This window comes from Sphingomonas faeni (assembly GCF_040407565.1).
Classification (GTDB): Bacteria; Pseudomonadota; Alphaproteobacteria; order Sphingomonadales; family Sphingomonadaceae; genus Sphingomonas; species Sphingomonas faeni_F.
The window spans coordinates 139,343-155,343 of sequence record NZ_JAPZPR010000001.1 but is presented as its reverse complement, the minus strand read 5'-3'; the positions used below and the strand labels follow the sequence as shown (position 1 = coordinate 155,343).

General features: G+C 60.1%; 13 protein-coding genes. 7 read left to right on the top strand and 6 right to left on the bottom strand.

The annotated features are described in order from the left end of the window. Window positions 1-232 precede the first annotated feature (232 nt). Entirely contained in the window at window positions 233-994 is a 762-nt protein-coding gene (locus tag O6Y00_RS00670) for a hypothetical protein (protein WP_353440753.1), read from the top strand. Window positions 995-1,125: 131 nt separating this feature from the next. Here O6Y00_RS00670 and O6Y00_RS00665 read toward each other — a convergent pair whose 3' ends face one another. After that, window positions 1,126-2,568 carry a hypothetical protein gene (locus tag O6Y00_RS00665; protein WP_353440752.1) on the bottom strand — a complete coding sequence of 481 codons (1,443 nt, stop codon included), beginning with the start codon at window positions 2,566-2,568 and terminating at the stop codon, window positions 1,126-1,128. 298 nt (window positions 2,569-2,866) lie between these two features. Here O6Y00_RS00665 and O6Y00_RS00660 point away from each other — a divergent pair, with 298 nt between their 5' ends. Then, the gene (locus tag O6Y00_RS00660; protein ID WP_353440751.1) at window positions 2,867-3,727 is read left to right on the top strand and encodes a polysaccharide deacetylase family protein; all 861 of its coding nucleotides are present in this window, start codon (window positions 2,867-2,869) and stop codon (window positions 3,725-3,727) included. A gap of 42 nt (window positions 3,728-3,769) precedes the next feature. On the opposite strand, the gene O6Y00_RS00655 is transcribed toward O6Y00_RS00660, so the two are convergent. Next, window positions 3,770-4,777 (bottom strand): alpha/beta hydrolase, encoded by a 1,008-nt coding sequence (locus tag O6Y00_RS00655; protein ID WP_353440750.1) that lies wholly within the window; start codon window positions 4,775-4,777, stop codon window positions 3,770-3,772. 143 nt (window positions 4,778-4,920) lie between these two features. Then, a protein-coding gene (locus O6Y00_RS00650) for an IS3 family transposase (RefSeq protein WP_353440749.1) occupies window positions 4,921-6,041 on the bottom strand; the annotation gives its coding sequence in 2 pieces (ribosomal slippage) (window positions 4,921-5,792 and window positions 5,792-6,041; 1,122 coding nt in all). A 205-nt stretch (window positions 6,042-6,246) separates the two neighbouring features. Here O6Y00_RS00650 and O6Y00_RS00645 point away from each other — a divergent pair. Further along, the gene (locus O6Y00_RS00645) at window positions 6,247-7,002 is read left to right on the top strand and encodes a hypothetical protein (RefSeq protein ID WP_353440748.1); all 756 of its coding nucleotides are present in this window, start codon (window positions 6,247-6,249) and stop codon (window positions 7,000-7,002) included. A gap of 346 nt (window positions 7,003-7,348) precedes the next feature. Further along, complete coding sequence (locus O6Y00_RS00640) at window positions 7,349-7,930, top strand: hypothetical protein (RefSeq protein ID WP_353440747.1); 582 nt, start codon at window positions 7,349-7,351, stop codon at window positions 7,928-7,930. A gap of 577 nt (window positions 7,931-8,507) precedes the next feature. Here the strand turns inward: O6Y00_RS00640 and O6Y00_RS00635 are convergent. From O6Y00_RS00635 to O6Y00_RS00625, 3 genes are all read right to left on the bottom strand, one after another. After that, a complete protein-coding gene (locus O6Y00_RS00635) occupies window positions 8,508-9,281 on the bottom strand; it encodes a hypothetical protein (RefSeq protein ID WP_353440746.1) in 774 nt (257 codons plus the stop codon). A gap of 108 nt (window positions 9,282-9,389) precedes the next feature. Next, complete coding sequence (locus O6Y00_RS00630; RefSeq protein WP_353440745.1) at window positions 9,390-11,222, bottom strand: DUF262 domain-containing protein; 1,833 nt, start codon at window positions 11,220-11,222, stop codon at window positions 9,390-9,392. Window positions 11,223-11,649: 427 nt separating this feature from the next. Next, window positions 11,650-12,210 carry a hypothetical protein gene (locus O6Y00_RS00625; protein WP_353440744.1) on the bottom strand — a complete coding sequence of 187 codons (561 nt, stop codon included), beginning with the start codon at window positions 12,208-12,210 and terminating at the stop codon, window positions 11,650-11,652. Between the two features lie 461 nt (window positions 12,211-12,671). On the opposite strand from O6Y00_RS00625, the gene O6Y00_RS00620 reads away from it, so the two are divergent. Genes O6Y00_RS00620 through O6Y00_RS00610 form a run of 3 tightly spaced genes read left to right on the top strand, consistent with a single transcriptional unit; the run spans window position 12,672 to window position 16,001 of the window. Then, window positions 12,672-13,004, top strand: coding sequence for a hypothetical protein (locus tag O6Y00_RS00620; RefSeq protein ID WP_353440743.1), 333 nt, complete (start codon window positions 12,672-12,674; stop codon window positions 13,002-13,004). Beyond that, window positions 13,004-14,254, top strand: coding sequence for a PD-(D/E)XK nuclease family protein (locus tag O6Y00_RS00615; protein WP_353440742.1), 1,251 nt, complete (start codon window positions 13,004-13,006; stop codon window positions 14,252-14,254). Before O6Y00_RS00620 ends, O6Y00_RS00615 begins: the two co-directional genes overlap by 1 nt. Window positions 14,255-14,288: 34 nt before the next feature. Then, window positions 14,289-16,001, top strand: coding sequence for a patatin-like phospholipase family protein (locus O6Y00_RS00610; RefSeq protein ID WP_353440741.1), 1,713 nt, complete (start codon window positions 14,289-14,291; stop codon window positions 15,999-16,001).

Below are 16,001 nucleotides of genomic sequence, written 5' to 3'. Positions count from 1 at the left end.
CGCCCCGTAGAAAAGAACGTCAGGTTGGCACCATGCCAGCGAGTTTTCGCACGGTCTGGATCGTTTGCGGGAATGCCCTGATCGTCCCGACTGCCGCTCATTCTCGTGATAGTCGGCCCTTACGATCGACCGTCCACGCGTTCACGCGATCCTCACTAATAAATGTAACCGGTGTGGGCTCGCCGATAGTGCTGGCGGGCAGCAATACTAATTTCCCTGCAGGGGCGAGGCCATGGATCGGGATTATGCAGCACTGGAGCGCGTTTCGATGCGGCGCCGCTCGGTGCTAGCAACCGCGCCTACCTTATTGGCAGCGTCGCTACTTGGCGGGTGTGGCGCGATGTTTCCTAAACGAGAGAGTCTACGTTTTCGCGTCACGGTTACGACCGATACGCCGTCCGGGTCCGTCAGCGGATCATCGGTTCTCGAAAACCGTAACGAAGCGGGGGCGGGTGGCTCGTTAAGAATGGTACAAAATCCAAAGGCGGAGTGCTTTGGAGAGGCAGTCGTAGTCGACCTGGGTGAGGGGCGTGTGATCTTTGCAGTACGCGAAGACGCGTATGTGACCCGACGAATGTACGAGATGGTTGAGCAAATGTTGGCCTATCCAGCGCCAGAGTTACAGCCGCCTTTGCCATCGCATCCTTCTCGCGGTGACTGGGGCACGGCCTATCCCGAGGCAAGACGTGTTAAACCCGCTGCACGCGTTCATAGGACCGATTATCCCTTATTTGTAACGTTCGCAGATCTGCATGACCATACGACGATCAAAGAAGTCGATCCTGACGACCTTGGCGCGACCTTTGGTCCAGGGTATCGGCTAGACCGCGTTACTGTTCAGGTCACGGACGACCCGGTGACAGACGGCATTGTCACGCAATGGCTACCTTGGCTGACGCCGCTCAATCAACCGTTCCCTTTCAAGGACCTCCACAAAGCGGCCGATCCCGTCGCTCACCTCGGCAAGCACGCTTTCAAGTATATGAGCTATTAGAACTGGCGTGAGGGGCGATGGTAGCTGCTCGCAGTCATTCCCGAAATGCGATCGATTCCGAGAACCCCTGTGGCGTCTCCCTGGCCGTTCCTTTGCGAGAGACGAACGTGCTCGCTCAGCTTCCATGCAGCTCACGGACCGCGCCCTCCATCGAGCAATCGGAGCGTGTCGCGGTCGGGAACGAAGCGTACGCCCGTTGCCTCGAACAAGCCCGCCCAGAAAGATCGGGGATCAGGCACGCCGTGGTCAATGAACTCTCTCACCTGACTGCTGACGATCGGCCCTGCGGCTTGCGAGAAGGTGGCGAGCCAATCGGCCTCGGTAATCACTCCGTCCGCCCGATTGGCGTCCAATAGCTTACGAACGAAGGTCAGGGCATCGGCGGAGGCATCCTCCCGCTTTAGGGCCGCCTCTGCCGCAAGAACGAGCAGCGCGCCGCAGGCGTACTGCGCCTTGTAGTCGCCCCGGCTTTCGGCACTCGACAGCGGCTTGCCCGCCCCGTTGAGCTTGAGGCAGTCGTCCATTTCCTGCTGGAGCTTGGGATGCGGATCGTAGTCTTGGACGAGATGCTGGGTTGCCCTGATGCCCAGCACATCAGCGCTACCTTCCGTAATCCACCCCTCCTCTGGCTTTGAATATTGAAGCGTCTGACCAATCCAGAAGTGAGAGGTTTCGTGGCCGAAGAACGCCCGTAGCGTGGCGAAAGTTTTAGGGTCAGCCTCAAGCATCTTTCGACCAGAGACACCCATGACGACTAGCCGGTCCATCACACTGCCACCGATCGACATGCCTGGCCGTTCAGCGCCCTCCCATGCAATCAAGGCGGTCGGCTTACTGCCTGAAGGAACGCCAAGGCGCTCAGTATAATACTCCATTAGGCGGGGCAGGAATGCGTCGAGCTGGCCGCGCACCCAGACCGGAAGGCCAGGATCAACTATCTCGGCAAAATGGTCAGTAGCGACTAAAGGGCCGGAGCCGACGTACACGTAGGTGTCAGGACCGGAGAGCGGTATTGTGGCCGCATCCTCGACAACACGGCCCCGGACTAGCAGCCGATTGCCCTTGTCCCTTACTGTGAGCGTGGCGGGCGCGTCCGCGATCGCGTCCCAATCGGGGCTGGCGGACAGCGCCTTGGCCGCGGCGACGGAGGCGAGCGGCGAAACCACAAAATGATGCGTGTAAAAAGCGAGGCCACCATCATAAAAGGTCAGCGCTGGTGCATAGTCGGATCGCAGCGGTCGCGAGAACGGCGTGACGCGAATGCGTACGTGACGCAGGGGGCGTCCGTCGCTGCGGTAAAGCGCATCGAAATTGCCGAGGCGAGACAAGGCTACACCCGGAGTGACGACGTTGAAGCTGGCCAAGCGCCATTGCACTTTGTCGATGCTGTCCTTCGAGCGTTGGAAGAACCATACCGGCGCGGACTTGCGGAACGTGTAGTCTGCGGTCCATCCTTCACGGCCGTGCTTTAGCACGATGCTTACAGCCGGGCGCTCCGGAGGTGCAGCTTGCGTCGTCTCGGTTGTGAAAAGGAGGATTGCACACGCAATCAACTGGGCAATCGGGAACCGCATATGTCTCATTCCCCTCAACGCGCCTCATTTTTATATTGCGGTCCTTCCGGGCAGCGCGCCAGTGCTGAATAGCTGCCGATCATCCGTATCCTCGCTGACCTTTCCCAAAACTCGATGCCGAATTGGGAAAGGTTCTCATGGCCGGCCACCATCGGCTACATGCCTTGGTATGAAGGCATATCCTGCAAACCGCCTAACCCTTCGTCTCCTAACGTCGATCCTGTCGATTGTCGGATTCTCCGCCTGTTCGGTCGCGTTATCTGCTGAAAACATCCCGCCCCCCGCCACAGGTCGCGTAGTGGCAATCACCTTCGATGACCTTCCCTACGCAAGCGAAGGGTCGGGCATATCGACGAAGGCCGCGATCGATGCGCAGCACCGCATCGTTCACACGTTACGACAAGCTCATGTGCCAGCAACCGGCTTCGCCAACGAGGATAAGGTGGTGGCGCTGGGACCTGTCGGACCACGGCTGCTTGCCGAATGGAACAAGGGGCTGCTTGCGCTCGGTAATCACGGTTACAGCCACTTCGACAGCAACGATCTCAACACTGAAAGTATCGAGCGGGAGGTCGTGAGGGGAGAAGCTACCATCCGCCCAATGGCCGCGTCGGTCGGTCGCGCGATTCCGTTCTTCCGCTTCCCTTACAATCATATCGGCGACACCGAAGCCAAACGTGCCGCGATTGAAAAATTCCTTGCCGATCACGGATACACATTGGCCGCGTCAACCATCGACACGTCCGATTATTTCTTCAACAACGCCTATGAACGTGCTTTCGCCAAGCGCGACAAAGCCATGATGCGGCGGATCAAGCACGCCTATCTCGATCATAGCCGGATTCAGATTGCCTATTATGGCGAACTGGTCCGGAAAGTTATTGGACGTGAAGTTCCCGCGATCATGCTCCTGCACGCAAACAGGCTCAACTCCGCGACGATAGGGCAGCTTCTCGCCTTGTTCCGTTCAGCCGGCTACGGTTTCGTATCGCTGACTGAGGCGCAACGCGATCCGGCCTATTCCACGCCCGTCGCTGCGACGAAGTTCGGCCCTATGTGGGCGTATCGATGGGCGCGGGCACGGCATGTGAAGGTCGATGGGCGACTAGAGCAGGAGCCGCCCACCTGGATCGGAGCATATGCCAGCGGGACCCCGTAACTCCGTCACCGCAACCCTGTTCGCCGCCAGCCAAAGCGGGTGTCAAAGCACGCCGAGGTTTTGTAGCCATTGTCTAACCTGTCCCGGCCATTCCTTGGTGATCGGATCGGCGGTTGGACGCATTCCGAAGGCGTGACCGCCTTTGGCGTAGAGGCGCATATCAACTGGAACACCAGCGTCGGTTAACGCAAGCGCATAGGCCATTCCTTGACGGACGTTATCCGTCGAATCGTTCATGGCGTGGATAATAAGCGTCGGTGGGGCCTTTGGGCTGATCTTCACCCAAGGTTGCAGCTCAAGGTTGTTCTTCCCTTTGCTGTTGTCGAGCATCCGCGCCGTATAGGCCACGATCGCAAAGTCCGGCCGTGGCGATTGTTGATCGGCCGCATCGGCTAACGGGTAAGTGCGCTCGTCCGTATTGCTCATATTTGCTACGAGATATGCGCCCGCAGAGAAGCCAATCACGCCGATCTTGTGCGGGTCAATTTTGTAGGTTGTGGCCCGCTGCCGCAACAACCCCATAGCGCGCTGGGCGTCTTCCAGGCCCAACACCACCTTCGGTCGCTGCTGCTTTCCGTTCTCTTTCGGCCACACCTGCGGTGTCCGATATTTCAGCATGACGCAGGTTATGCCCTGTTGCAGAACCCAGTCGCAAATTTCGGTGCCTTCGAGGTCGGTCGCAACTGCGTAGAACCCCCCGCCCGGGAGCACCATCATCGTGGAGCCGGTGTCCCGCCCCTTGGGCTTGTAGATGGTCATGGTCGGTCGGGTGACATAGCTTGCCCAATGCCACATTTTCCCGCCGACAAGCGGTGAACCGTTGCCGGTAGCCTCGGGATGATCGCCCGTGTCGGGCTTCGCTAAAGCGACGTTCGCAGGCCAGAGCGGCACTTGCGTACCGCCGGAGGCTGGTTGCCACACCCCCTCGCGTTCTACCTTCGGAACCTCAATCTTGGCTGGGGAACTGCCGGCCACGTTGGCTTGGGCATAAGCTGCCCCGGCAATGCTGATCGCAAGGACAGAAGGCACAATGAATCGGAACCGCGACAAACCGTATCTCCTGTTGTGAGGGCACCGCCCATGTTCAAGGATCGGCGTGAGTGCAGAAACGGAGATTAGCAGCCGGTACGAGAGGCGCAATCTACACCTTCCCGAAAAGGAACGGCCAGCGAGACGTGACCTGCTCCCCGTTTTCAGGCCGCTGATAAATTAGCTTCGGTTTCCATATGCCCCTGGCGGGGGCGGTTCGTAAACTCGGCGGGTGCCATCCCGCCAAGACTGCTGTGCGGACGCACGGTGTTGTAGTCCGTCCGCCATGCCTCGATGATCCGTCTCGCCGCAGCCAGCGAGGGGAACAGGTGTTCGTTCAGACACTCGTCGCGCAAGCGACCATTGAACGATTCCACAAAGCCATTCTGCTGCGGCTTCCCCGGGGCGATGTAGTGCCACTCGACCCCGGTGTCCTGACACCAGGCGAGGACGGCATGACTGGTCAGCTCGGTGCCGTTGTCGCTGACCACCTTGCACGGCAGCCCGCGACGCTCGGCGATGGCGCTCAGCTCGCGAACGACCCGCCGACCCGACAGCGAGGTGTCGACAATGCATCCCAGGCATTCCCGGCTGTAGTCGTCGATGACGTTGAGCATGCGGAACCGCCGGCCGCAGGCCAACGAGTCCGATACGAAGTCGAGCGACCAGCGCTGGTTGGGTTCTTGCGGGATCGCCATCGGCGCCCGCGTGCCCAGCGCGCGCTTGCGACCGCCACGCTTGCGCACCGTCAGTCGCTCCTCGCGATACAGCCGATACACCTTCTTCAGGTTCATGCCCTTGCCCTCCCGCTTGAGCAGGATCGCCAGCCGTCGATAGCCGAAGCGACGACGTTCGTTCGCGATCTTGCGCATCCGTTCGCGGACAGCATCGTCCTTCCCGCGAAGCGGCTCATATTGCCACGCCGACCGGTTGACCCCGATCAGCCTGCAGGCGCGACGCTCGGAGAAGCTGTGGTCGGCCATCAGCTTCTCCACCGCAGCGTAGCGATCTCCAGACCGGGTCAGTTTTTTCCCAGCAGATCCTTCAGCGCCGACACGTCGAGCATCGACTCCGCCAGCAGCTTCTTCAGCCGGCGGTTCTCGTCCTCGAGCGCCCGCAACCGCGCCGCCTCCGACACGGTCATCCCGCCGTACTTCGCCTTCCAGTTGTAGAACGTCGCGTCACTGATCCCATGCTTCCGGCACAAGTCGGCGGTCTTCACGCCGGCCTCATGCTCGCGCAGCACGCCAATGATCTGATCCTCGGTAAATCGGCCTCGCCGCATCACTCGTCTCCATCTGACGAGCTAAGTTGCCAATGGCATGAATTCTGGAGAGCAGGTCAGACGGCACGGTTGTTCTCGATTTCGATCGAGTTTCGGGAATTACGCTGATCTGGAGCGTTGGTCCGGCCTGAACGCGAAGGGCTAGGCAGATATTCATAACCGTCGGCTAATCCCACGCTGCCGATCGCGGCGGGAGATGTAAAAGATGGTGGTCTGTAAATGGCTCGTGACGGTCGCCGCGCTGATGCTATCAGCGTGCGGAAGCGCTCTTCCTGATTACCGCTATAAAATGACGGTTCACATCGTGGCGCCTGACGGTGACCGGGCCTATTCGTCGGTACGTGGCATCCATTCAGAATACGTCTCCTCAATGATGAGTTCGTCGGGGCGAACCATCAAAGATACGTTCCAAGGCGAGGCCATAATCATCGACCTTCCCAGCGGTCGGACGGTCTATGCGCTACTGTCGCGGCCCGACGACCCCGACTACGCCACCTATGTAACCGGCCCAGCGCTAGGGCCTCACATTCCACGCGCAAATGGCGGAGATGTAAGTCTAACAAGTGCAAAAGGCGCGTTCCTCACCGAAATCGTGTCACGTCGCGAGGCTATGCTAGCGTTAAAGGGCGTCTACAATCTTCCCCGCACCGTGAACCACAACCCATCGCATCGAGACGATTACAAGCCTGAACCGATGTGGCCGCTGTTTGTGACGTTTGACGATCCCGCGCGGCCGGCCTCTGTCCGTGAAGTGTCCCCGGAGAGCATTGGCGTAAAGCAAATCACAATCGAGATTACCGATGAACCGGTAACCGAGCTTGTTCAGCAAAAACTCCCTTGGCTGGCAGATTATGGCAGAAAACATGGATCGCTAATTCCAAATCCGCCAAGGTATTTAGAAGACTCAACGCTTATTCAACGTGTTTCTCCGACAGACTTTAGCTCAGAATTGTATAAGTAAACATAAGTCAGTAGAGATACATTTGAGAACATATAAATCAACGCTAGCGCTGCCTAGTATTGATGCCTGTAACGTTTTTTTAGAAACGAACGGCGGTCGGGACAGCAGCGCATTCCCGAAAACGATGGGGAGAAGAGACGATGGGGCTGGGGTCGGGGGGCTTTCAAGATCGGTTGCGTGGTGCGTCCGGCTTTCCGGTCGCGACGGCCTGTCGTCTTGCCGAAGGCGGCCGGAAAGCAGATGGCGTATGACGCGGCGGGGGGCTGTCGCTCTACTGATAGGCGCGGGAGCGGCTGCCTTGAGTGGCTGTAGCCTGTTCGATACGCGCGCCAGCTACCGATTCCGGATGACGGTGGAGGTCGCTACGCCGCAGGGCATCAGGCAGGGCAGCTCCGTCTACGAAGTCCGGGTGGTTAAGAACGGAAGCAAGGTACTGCCAGACGAACGCTCGGGCGGGTCGCGGCTCTTTGGCGAAGCGGTTGCTATAGATGTGCCAGGCCGTGAAACTATCTTCGTCTTATTAAAGCCATCCGCTGAGGCTCGCGGTGCCCTAGCCCAGGTAGTGACGCAGGCACTAAGACCTAATATCCCGCAGAACGGAATCGATCAGGTCATTGTGGCTGTACGCTCAATCGCGGACGCCTCCGACCCGCTCATCACGGACCTTCCCCGTCAGGATTGGCCGTTGATGGTGATATTTCGCGATCCACACGATCCACTGACGGTCGAGGAAATCAAGTCCGAAGTTGCCGGCGTGCGGGGGATCACAGTTCAGGTTACTGCCGATCCTGTTACCCAAAAATTGGATAAACGGTTGCCTTGGCTTCGGGACAATAGCGACTCCCGGCTCGACCGCAGCGGGACGACGCTTCAACCTACTTTTGCCCAGACACTTAGCCACGACGACTTCAAATCAGGTGCAGACTGATGCCGAATGATCCTTCTGTCGACTAAATCTACGCCCTTCTGGCGTCTGATTCCTACAATCGTGGTTATGGTTCAGGCATCACGCCTATGCTGCACACGACCGATTGCGAACACGCGTCGAGTTTTCTCGATTAGGAAGACCGCGTGGGAACGCTGCGGCAGGACGGTGATGCCGTCACCGGTGTGAGCGCCACTTTCTCAAAATCTGTTCCCGATTTACTTTTCTCGAAATTGCCTGCCAGAGACGGGAAAACGGGAATAGTGCAGCTTGCTCAAATGGCTGGCGGCGGGATCGCGCGCGGACCGACCGCACGAGTGAGAGAAGACCGGTTCCTCTCGACTGCTGACGCGCAGCCCGGCTGTCGTTTGTCACAGAGGGCAGGTTTCAGTGTCCAAGGATAAAATAGATACGGCACGCAAGCTGCTCGCGCAGGAGATAGGCCACGAAGGTCGCAAGGCTGCTACATATCGGACTCTCCACCTTCTACCGGCACTTCTCGGCAAGCGAAAAACGGACGTAAAAGAAGTGGTGTGACATTTGATCTTTGGCAGCGTGCGCCGATCTAAGCAGACTTCAATTAGATCCTATCCCGCGGTATTAGCGCTCTCGGTTTGAGAAACTCGTCCGACGCCGGCACTTCATTCTTCCTGATCCTCAACTCCGGATTCGCGGGAAACGAGCGACGCAGCGTCTGATTGAGGTAGCGAACGAGCCAAAGGTACTTTGGGAGGACGGATGGACTCGAATTGTATTTGCGGGCCTCGGCGACGATGAATTCACGGATTTCCACTAGCGCCTTCAGTACGACTTCCGAACCGTTCACGACCCGTGCGCTATTGATGAAATCAACGAACCAAACGCCGTCGTCGCCCTGTCGGATGTGGTCGCGCAGATCTCCAATCAGGGTTCGGCGCTCGGCAACCGGTCTGGAGCGTATATGCGCGCTCAGGTCGGCGATGACGGATGGGTCTATGACGATGCGTGGCGAACCCGCCAGAGTAGATTCCAGACGATATGCTCTTACGAAGGCGGGACCGAACGCCCGTCGATCGGCCATAGAAACGTTCCCGACAGTGGTGCCGCCGCGGATGAGCACACCGGCCCCGATGAGCATCCACTGTGCGGTGGCGAGTTCCTGGATCTCCTCGAGAAGCGCGTCATAGATCGACTCGGAACCGACAACTCGCGCCCTGATGACGCTGTCGGAGAACTGAAGTGCGGTAGTGCCGCTGCCTTCGGCATCGAGGGGGAGACCAGCTGTCTTGGCGATCAAGTCCAATATGTGGTCGACCTCGGCAGCCGGCGCCTCGTGGACCAAGTCGGCAAAGCCCAGGATGTCCAGGAACGTCACGACGGACCGTCTGTAGATCATGTCAATGGTCTCGATCAGCTGAGCGACTTGCCGGCAGGACGGACGGTCCGCTCTTGATATCTGCCGGGGTGTTCGTTCGCGGCTGCGTCAAGGAACGAAGACCTTCACGGCGAGATCGATCATCGTCGCGGTACGCGCTTTCGCGGCGGCCGCGTCCCACACGGTCATGTCGCCGATGTCGCGGTTCATCCTGATCTTCGACTTCTTGAGCATGGCCAGTTTGCCGGTGAACGTCTTGTTGCCGGCCTTGCTGTTCTCCAGAGGGCCGAAGATGGTCAAATTGCCGAGAGTGTCCTTGAGAGGCTCGAGCGCGGCTATCTTCTCTCCCGCCTTCGCGGACCTGGGGTAGATGTGTTCGATGGTCGTGTTGCCGAAATCGATGACGGTCGTCTTGTCCTTGCATTTCGGAACGCCGGCTGCCCCGTCGTCGACCCAGTCTCGGTAGTCCTCGAGCGCGAGCAGCATGTAGCGGATCGAAGAATTGCCGCCCCGGGTCGTGTATTGCGTCTCCTTCAGCTTTGCGCGGAACAGCGATTCCGGTACGTTCTTGGCGAGAAGTTCGGTCAGTTGATCCCTAAGGGTCTTCAATTTGTAGGTCGTCGGTGCGTCGCGGATGGCCTTCGCGTTCCGATGATAGATTTCCGTCATCGGACTGATGTGGGCGTTGCCGATCGTCTTGTAGCGGAAGACGAACCGTTCGATCATGGACACCGCTTCGGCGAACCGGGGAGGTGTCAGTTTCGTGAGCGCGAGCAGCAGCGGCATCGCGTTGGTATGGCGCAGATGGGTGACGAGCATGCCGAGCCGATCGCGGTCCCATTGCGTAACCTTGGGATCCGACTTCATGGGCCATTCCCCCTCGCCCATCGTCTCGAGGGAGGCAAAGGCTTCGCTCATCCCCTTCATCTCCCTGAGGATGGCGTTGCCCTGGGCAACCGTCAGGGCCTCGTCGTCCTGCAACTTGAAGCGAACGCGCATGTAGTCGTCGGCGAGGGCCGACGAGGAAGGCCGTTTGCCCTCGTTGCTCGAGAAGTACCACCGCAGGTAGTCGTCCACGTCGCCTGGTTCGAATCGTAGTACTTCGTCCCATCGCTTGGCGACCTTGTCCTGCGTCGCGAGCAGCGAGGGAGTGTCGAGCAGTTCCATGGTTCGGGCACGAAGAAGGTCGCCGTCCGTCAGTTGAACGCCCCGGTCGTTGAGCACCTGAAATATCTGATAGGCTTCCCGTTTGCTGTCCGCGGCCATGAAAATGACGCTGCAATCGAACTCGAGAACCTCGTTGACGAGTATCCTGACCCGTTCGGCCCCCGCAGTGTCTCCGCCTTCGAAGATGGTGTCGTCGATGAACGCCCCCATCAGCGTCCAGGCCGTCTCCAGCCTTTCGTGAGATGCACGCTCGCTGTCCAAAGGCTCACCATCCAGCAGGGCTTGGAAGAAGCTGCCGTCGGCTTCCGACAGGATCAGCTTCGGCACGTCCTTGTAGCTCATGCCGAAATTGTCGCGGTAGGACAGGTATAGCCGCTGGAGATGCTTCAAGGTTTCGCTGAGGAACTTGCTTGCCAGCAAGTCCTCGTCGGTCTGCTCGTCGTCGGCGGTCGTTCCGGCGATGACCTGCGCGATCTTCTGACTGAGACGCGCGGCCAGCAGAACGAAGGACGCCAGACGCTGCTGCCCGTCGATCACCTCGTACTGAGTGCGGTTCGAGTCCGGCACGTCGGTCTTCACCGCCACTATGCCGCCGAAGAAGTGGCTGCTCCGACCGCCCGTCTCGCGCGCCTTCAGACAGCGTGCGATGTCGGACAGGAAATCGATAACGGCCGGGTCTTCCCATGCGTAGCCACGCTGATATTTGGGCACGCGGAAGCTGTGGTTCTGCTCGAAAAGGACCTTGATCCCGTGCTGCGTCGGCTTGATGCCCATGTTACCGGCCCCTTGAGTACCTCATCCGACTGGTACGACGCCAACCCGATTCGTTTCGGCGGCACACTACATCGCAAACCCGCCGCGAAAAGCATTGGACCCAATTCGGACCATTACGTTCGATGGGATGCGACACATGAAGTTTCCAGAAACAGTCTCGCATCAACGCGCCATCAGTGGCGAGGGCCGATGTCGAACGCCTCTGGGCCGACTCTGACCTTCGCCAATCGACGGATTCGACGCCCCGCACGGCCTGACCGGTCCGCATCAAGGTTCCCTCCCCTGATCACCCTGCCGATCTGATGAGGCTGATCGGGTTCGTGAAGAGATCCTACGGGCCCCGTCCGTCTGCTCGTTACGAGCTGACACCAGCTTCGAGTTGACATTCCGCTTTTGTCGGAACCGCGATCGCAGCGCCGTGGCCCGACTACATCTTGAACTCGTCCAACCCAACCTTCGAGGCCGCGTCAATGCGGCGTTCGACGAGAATGCGACCACCTTGCGACGACGGTCTGGCAATCAGCAGGTCGCAAGGCCAGCCCACGTCGTTGGGGAATTGTCGTATCGCCTCTTCGATGCACAATTGAGCCCATTCATCGGCGGTGAAGACGCCCTGCCCCTGCAGTCGACTTGCATGAATTTGGGCGATGCCAGTCAGGACTCCGGGATTGGTCCCGATCGCGGCGATCGGCCCTGCGATCCGCGATCGACTTCCGGACGAAAAGTCATAAGCCCACAGCCTGCCGGCCGAACCAGCGTTCGTCTCGGCGACGAGGATGGTACCGTTCGTGCCCGCCGGTGGCACGACGTTCGCGAAATGCCCGGGTCGATACGTCCGATACATCGCGTACAGCGCCAGTTCGGTTAATTGCGCCGGTAATTTGCGCTCGCTTCGTAGTTGCGCGATCAGGCCGCTCTGGTGAGCTCCGTTTCCAGCCTGTCCGAAAATTACTTCGTCGCTCCACGAATGTACCTTGTTCACGGTCAAGGGGAACGTCGATCCGCGTCGCGTATCGCTCGCGAGGAATAGGATGTCGTCCCGAACAAGCGCGAAGACGGCCGTCATGCATGTCCTTTCGAAGTATCCATGCACCTCTTGCGGGCTTGGCTGGACGGTTCCGGCTATGCCTGAACGCGCGCTCCGCCCTTCGCCGCGCCCTGTACCGTATGGCGAGCAGCCTACAGCATTCTATCCACGTCGCGGCAAGCGAATTACCGGTTCCCCTGCACCGTGAATTGGATCATCGTCACCGCAAGGTCGCGTCATGCGAACCGACGGGAGTGTGACATGGTTCACCATCGACCGGGTCAGCATCGTCAACCGCGTCGGCGTCAGTCGGGAACCCAACATCGGCTCCCAACTGGGACCGGTGCACAATGCGTCCCATCGGCGTTCGATTTGGACGTAGTCCGAGGGGACGACGATGCGTCCTTCCCGTTGGGGTCGTCGTGATCGGATGTTCGGCGGACTGTCCGGCCATCGGCTATGGCGTCAAGAGTCCCGCGTTCATTGGCGCTACATCGGGGGATAAGCCGTCGGTGGTGCCGGCCCAGCGCCGTCTTCTCGACCACAAGAGCACCTCCCAGCGCGCGCAGGCCACCTCGAGTATGGACGTCACTTATCTTGGGCGTCGCAACTCCACCCGTATCGAGACCTACGCTGCTGGTTCCTGGATCCGCCTGCAGAACGCCGACGCCCGGCGGAGCCGCGACCTGGAACGACACGAGGCGGAACTTCCGTTCGTTGCTACGCCGAAAGCTATTCAGAAGGCCGTCGCTTGATGGATCCGCGCGCATCTCTCCTCGGCGGCGTTCGCGACCGATTGGCGCTCTTCGACGACTCTAGACGATCACGATCACCCAACTTTGCCCCGTCATGCAGCGTGTTCCAATTCACCGGACTGGACGAATTGCTGGTATCCCGCCTGATCGCGTGGTTGCTGACGCCAGACGGCTCACACGCCCAGGGACCTCGTTTCCTGAACGCCTTCTGCGATCGGCATCGGATCGCCAGGCCGCCGCAGCGCCGACTACGGGTCGAACTCGAGGTGCCGACCAACCTGATCGACCGGATCCGCCGCCGGATCGACATCTGCGTTCTCGACGATGCCTGGTCGCTGGGCATCGAGAACAAACCGGTGGCGGGATTTCAGGATCGTGAGCTCGCGGATTATCTGGATCAGCTGCGCCGCCGGTCCCCGGCGTGCGCCACGCTGGTAGTGCTGAAGGGCTGGGAGGGCGGACTTCCTGCCGATCAGATGAAGGAGCCCGGCATGGAGGAGGCGCTGAAGGATGGTTCCCTCGTCAACGCCGACTATGGCGACGTCCAACTCTGGCTCGCCGAATGTGCTGGACTATCCGAAGCTTCATACGTGTCCAGTCTGATCGACGATCTGAGGGGCTCTCTGCAACGTTGGCTTTCGGGAGGAATGAACATGGAGAGGCAGCGGATCGTGGTGGGGTCCATAATGGACGATGATGTTCAGCGTGACGCGGCGTTGGAGCTGCTGGCCTCGACGGACCACCTCCTGGCGTCGCTCTCGGATAGGTTCGTTCGTGATCTCGAGCGTGAACTCGCTGCGACGAAGTTCAGCATACTGCCGAGTGCATCCCCGTCCCGGATCGACCTGCCGCGAAAGGCGTATCTCGATCTGGAACTGGACGAAGCGCTTCCCTTCAAGCTCTCCATCGCGTTCGACAAGGGCAACCTTCGCTTGCCCTACATCGGCTTGCGGCCGCGTCGCGACACTACCGCGACCGGGAGGGCGTACTCCCGTCTTCGCAGGGAACTCGCGCTCGTGGGGATGCCGTCACAGTCGAGCTATCTGGAATGGTGGTTCTGGTGGACCTACGCGAGCCGGCAGCAGTTCGGGTTCGAGGCCGAGGACACCGTTGCTGTCTGGCGGTCGCTCGGAAACGGCGAGTTCGCGAAACGCGCAGTGAACATGGTGGAGGACATTCACGACCGTTTAGGCAGAGTGGGCGCGCTCAACTGGGCCGTGTTCTCCAAGGCGGGTTCGGGTTCGCAATGACGATTCGTGGGAGCGAGTGCGGGCCTCGGCGCCGATGAGGGAACCTCCGGCTGCGGAGGCCTTCGCCGAGGCCGCCATAGAATGCGACATCGTGATGAAGGGCGGGATCACGTCCGGGGTGGTATACCCTTACGCGATCATCGAGCTCGCCCACCGCTACCGCTTCCGCTCGATCGGCGGCACGTCGGCGGGAGCGATCGCTGCGGCGTTCGCAGCCGCCGCGGAGTATTCCAGGTCGGTTCGCGGGGATCCCGCCGGGTTCGTGCGTCTCCAACGGCGATGCGAGGAACTGCCCGACCGGCTCGTCCATCTCTTCCAACCCCGGCCGCGCTTCTCGTCGCTGATGGCGCACTTTCTGCGCTCGCAACGGTGGGGGCGGTCGTCGATCATCTGGGCGCTTCCCCTCGCTTTCCCTCTCAGTTCGATGATCGGGGCGGCTTTCGGCGCCCTGACTATGCGGGTGCTCGACGGCGCCATTCCCGGCATGGCGCTCGGCGCGGTCGTAGGTCTTCTGGTGTTCGTCATCGTGAGAACGATGCGGCTCCTTCTCGTTGATTTCCCGGCCAGCGGTTTCGGTGTGTGCACCGGACTGTCCGAACCGGATGGACATGGTCCGGCCATCACCGATTGGATACACGAGGCACTTCAGTTCATAGCCTTCGGCGACGATTTGCGGCGCGAGCCGCTGACCTTCGGCGATCTCGTTGGCGCGGACTCCGCGAACCCGATCGTCGATCTCCGCATGATCACGACCAACCTGTCCATGCAGCGACCCCATACTCTCCCCAGACTTGGGCTCGAAGCGGGGATCGACATCGCCGAGTGGAAGGAACTGTTTCCGCCCGACGTGATCGCGCATATCGTCTCGACTTCCCGACCCGCCAAGCACTTTGCCGATCTGCTCTCCGTGCCGAGCCCCGCCGACCTCCCGGTGGTGGTCGCGACCCGGATGAGCCTGAGCTTCCCGTTCCTGTTTACCGCCATCCCGCTTCACGTGCTCGACTTCGCCTCGGCGACGTTGGCAAGAGCGACGGGAATGGAGCGCATGCCTCGGCGAACGAGGATGCTGCTGGCGGACGGAGGCATCAGCAGCAACTTCCCGATCCACATGTTCGACGCCCTTCTACCAGAGCGTCCGACATTCGCTCTTTCGTTGGACCGCCTGCCCGACGGCCCCCTCGGCGATGAACGCGTGTTCATTCCGAACGCCGCCGGGCAAGGTGTGGGACTGCCGATCAGTTCGATTGCGGGGGTAGCGGGCTATGCCACCAGCATCCTCGCATCGGCGAAGGACTGGCAGGACCAGTTGCTCTCCACGATGCCCGGCCAGCGCGAGCGCATCGCGCATGTTCTACTGACCGATGACGAGGGTGGCCTCAATCTGACGATGCCCCCGGAACGATCGCGTGCGCTGATGGAACGTGGTCGGGAGGTCGGACGACGTTTCGCAGAGGGGGCGCTCGACTTTGACGAGCATCGATGGCGGCGGGCCCTCGTCGTGTACGATCAACTCGAGGACGCCGTGATCGCGACCGGGAGAACCTGGTCGGGAGGGTTCGGGGACTGGTTCTCCGAATACATGATCGATCCCGAGAGCTATGAAATCCCCAAAGGTGATCGTGCCCGCATTCACGAACGCCTCGAAGCGTTCGCATCACTGATGGAACGGTTCGAGCCCCTCATTGCCGGGAAGCGGCGTAAACTGCCGAATCCACGGGGCCGGCTTCGCATCGATCCCGACTATTAG

Coding starts and splice junctions, on each gene's coding strand:
- O6Y00_RS00670 (WP_353440753.1), top strand. CDS start 233: ATGGATCGGGATTATGCAGCACTGGAGCGCGTTTCGATGCGGCGCCGC.
- O6Y00_RS00665 (WP_353440752.1), bottom strand. CDS start 2,568: ATGCGGTTCCCGATTGCCCAGTTGATTGCGTGTGCAATCCTCCTTTTC.
- O6Y00_RS00645 (WP_353440748.1), top strand. CDS start 6,247: ATGGTGGTCTGTAAATGGCTCGTGACGGTCGCCGCGCTGATGCTATCA.
- O6Y00_RS00640 (WP_353440747.1), top strand. CDS start 7,349: ATGACGGTGGAGGTCGCTACGCCGCAGGGCATCAGGCAGGGCAGCTCC.
- O6Y00_RS00630 (WP_353440745.1), bottom strand. CDS start 11,222: ATGGGCATCAAGCCGACGCAGCACGGGATCAAGGTCCTTTTCGAGCAG.
- O6Y00_RS00615 (WP_353440742.1), top strand. CDS start 13,004: ATGGATCCGCGCGCATCTCTCCTCGGCGGCGTTCGCGACCGATTGGCG.
- O6Y00_RS00610 (WP_353440741.1), top strand. CDS start 14,289: ATGAGGGAACCTCCGGCTGCGGAGGCCTTCGCCGAGGCCGCCATAGAA.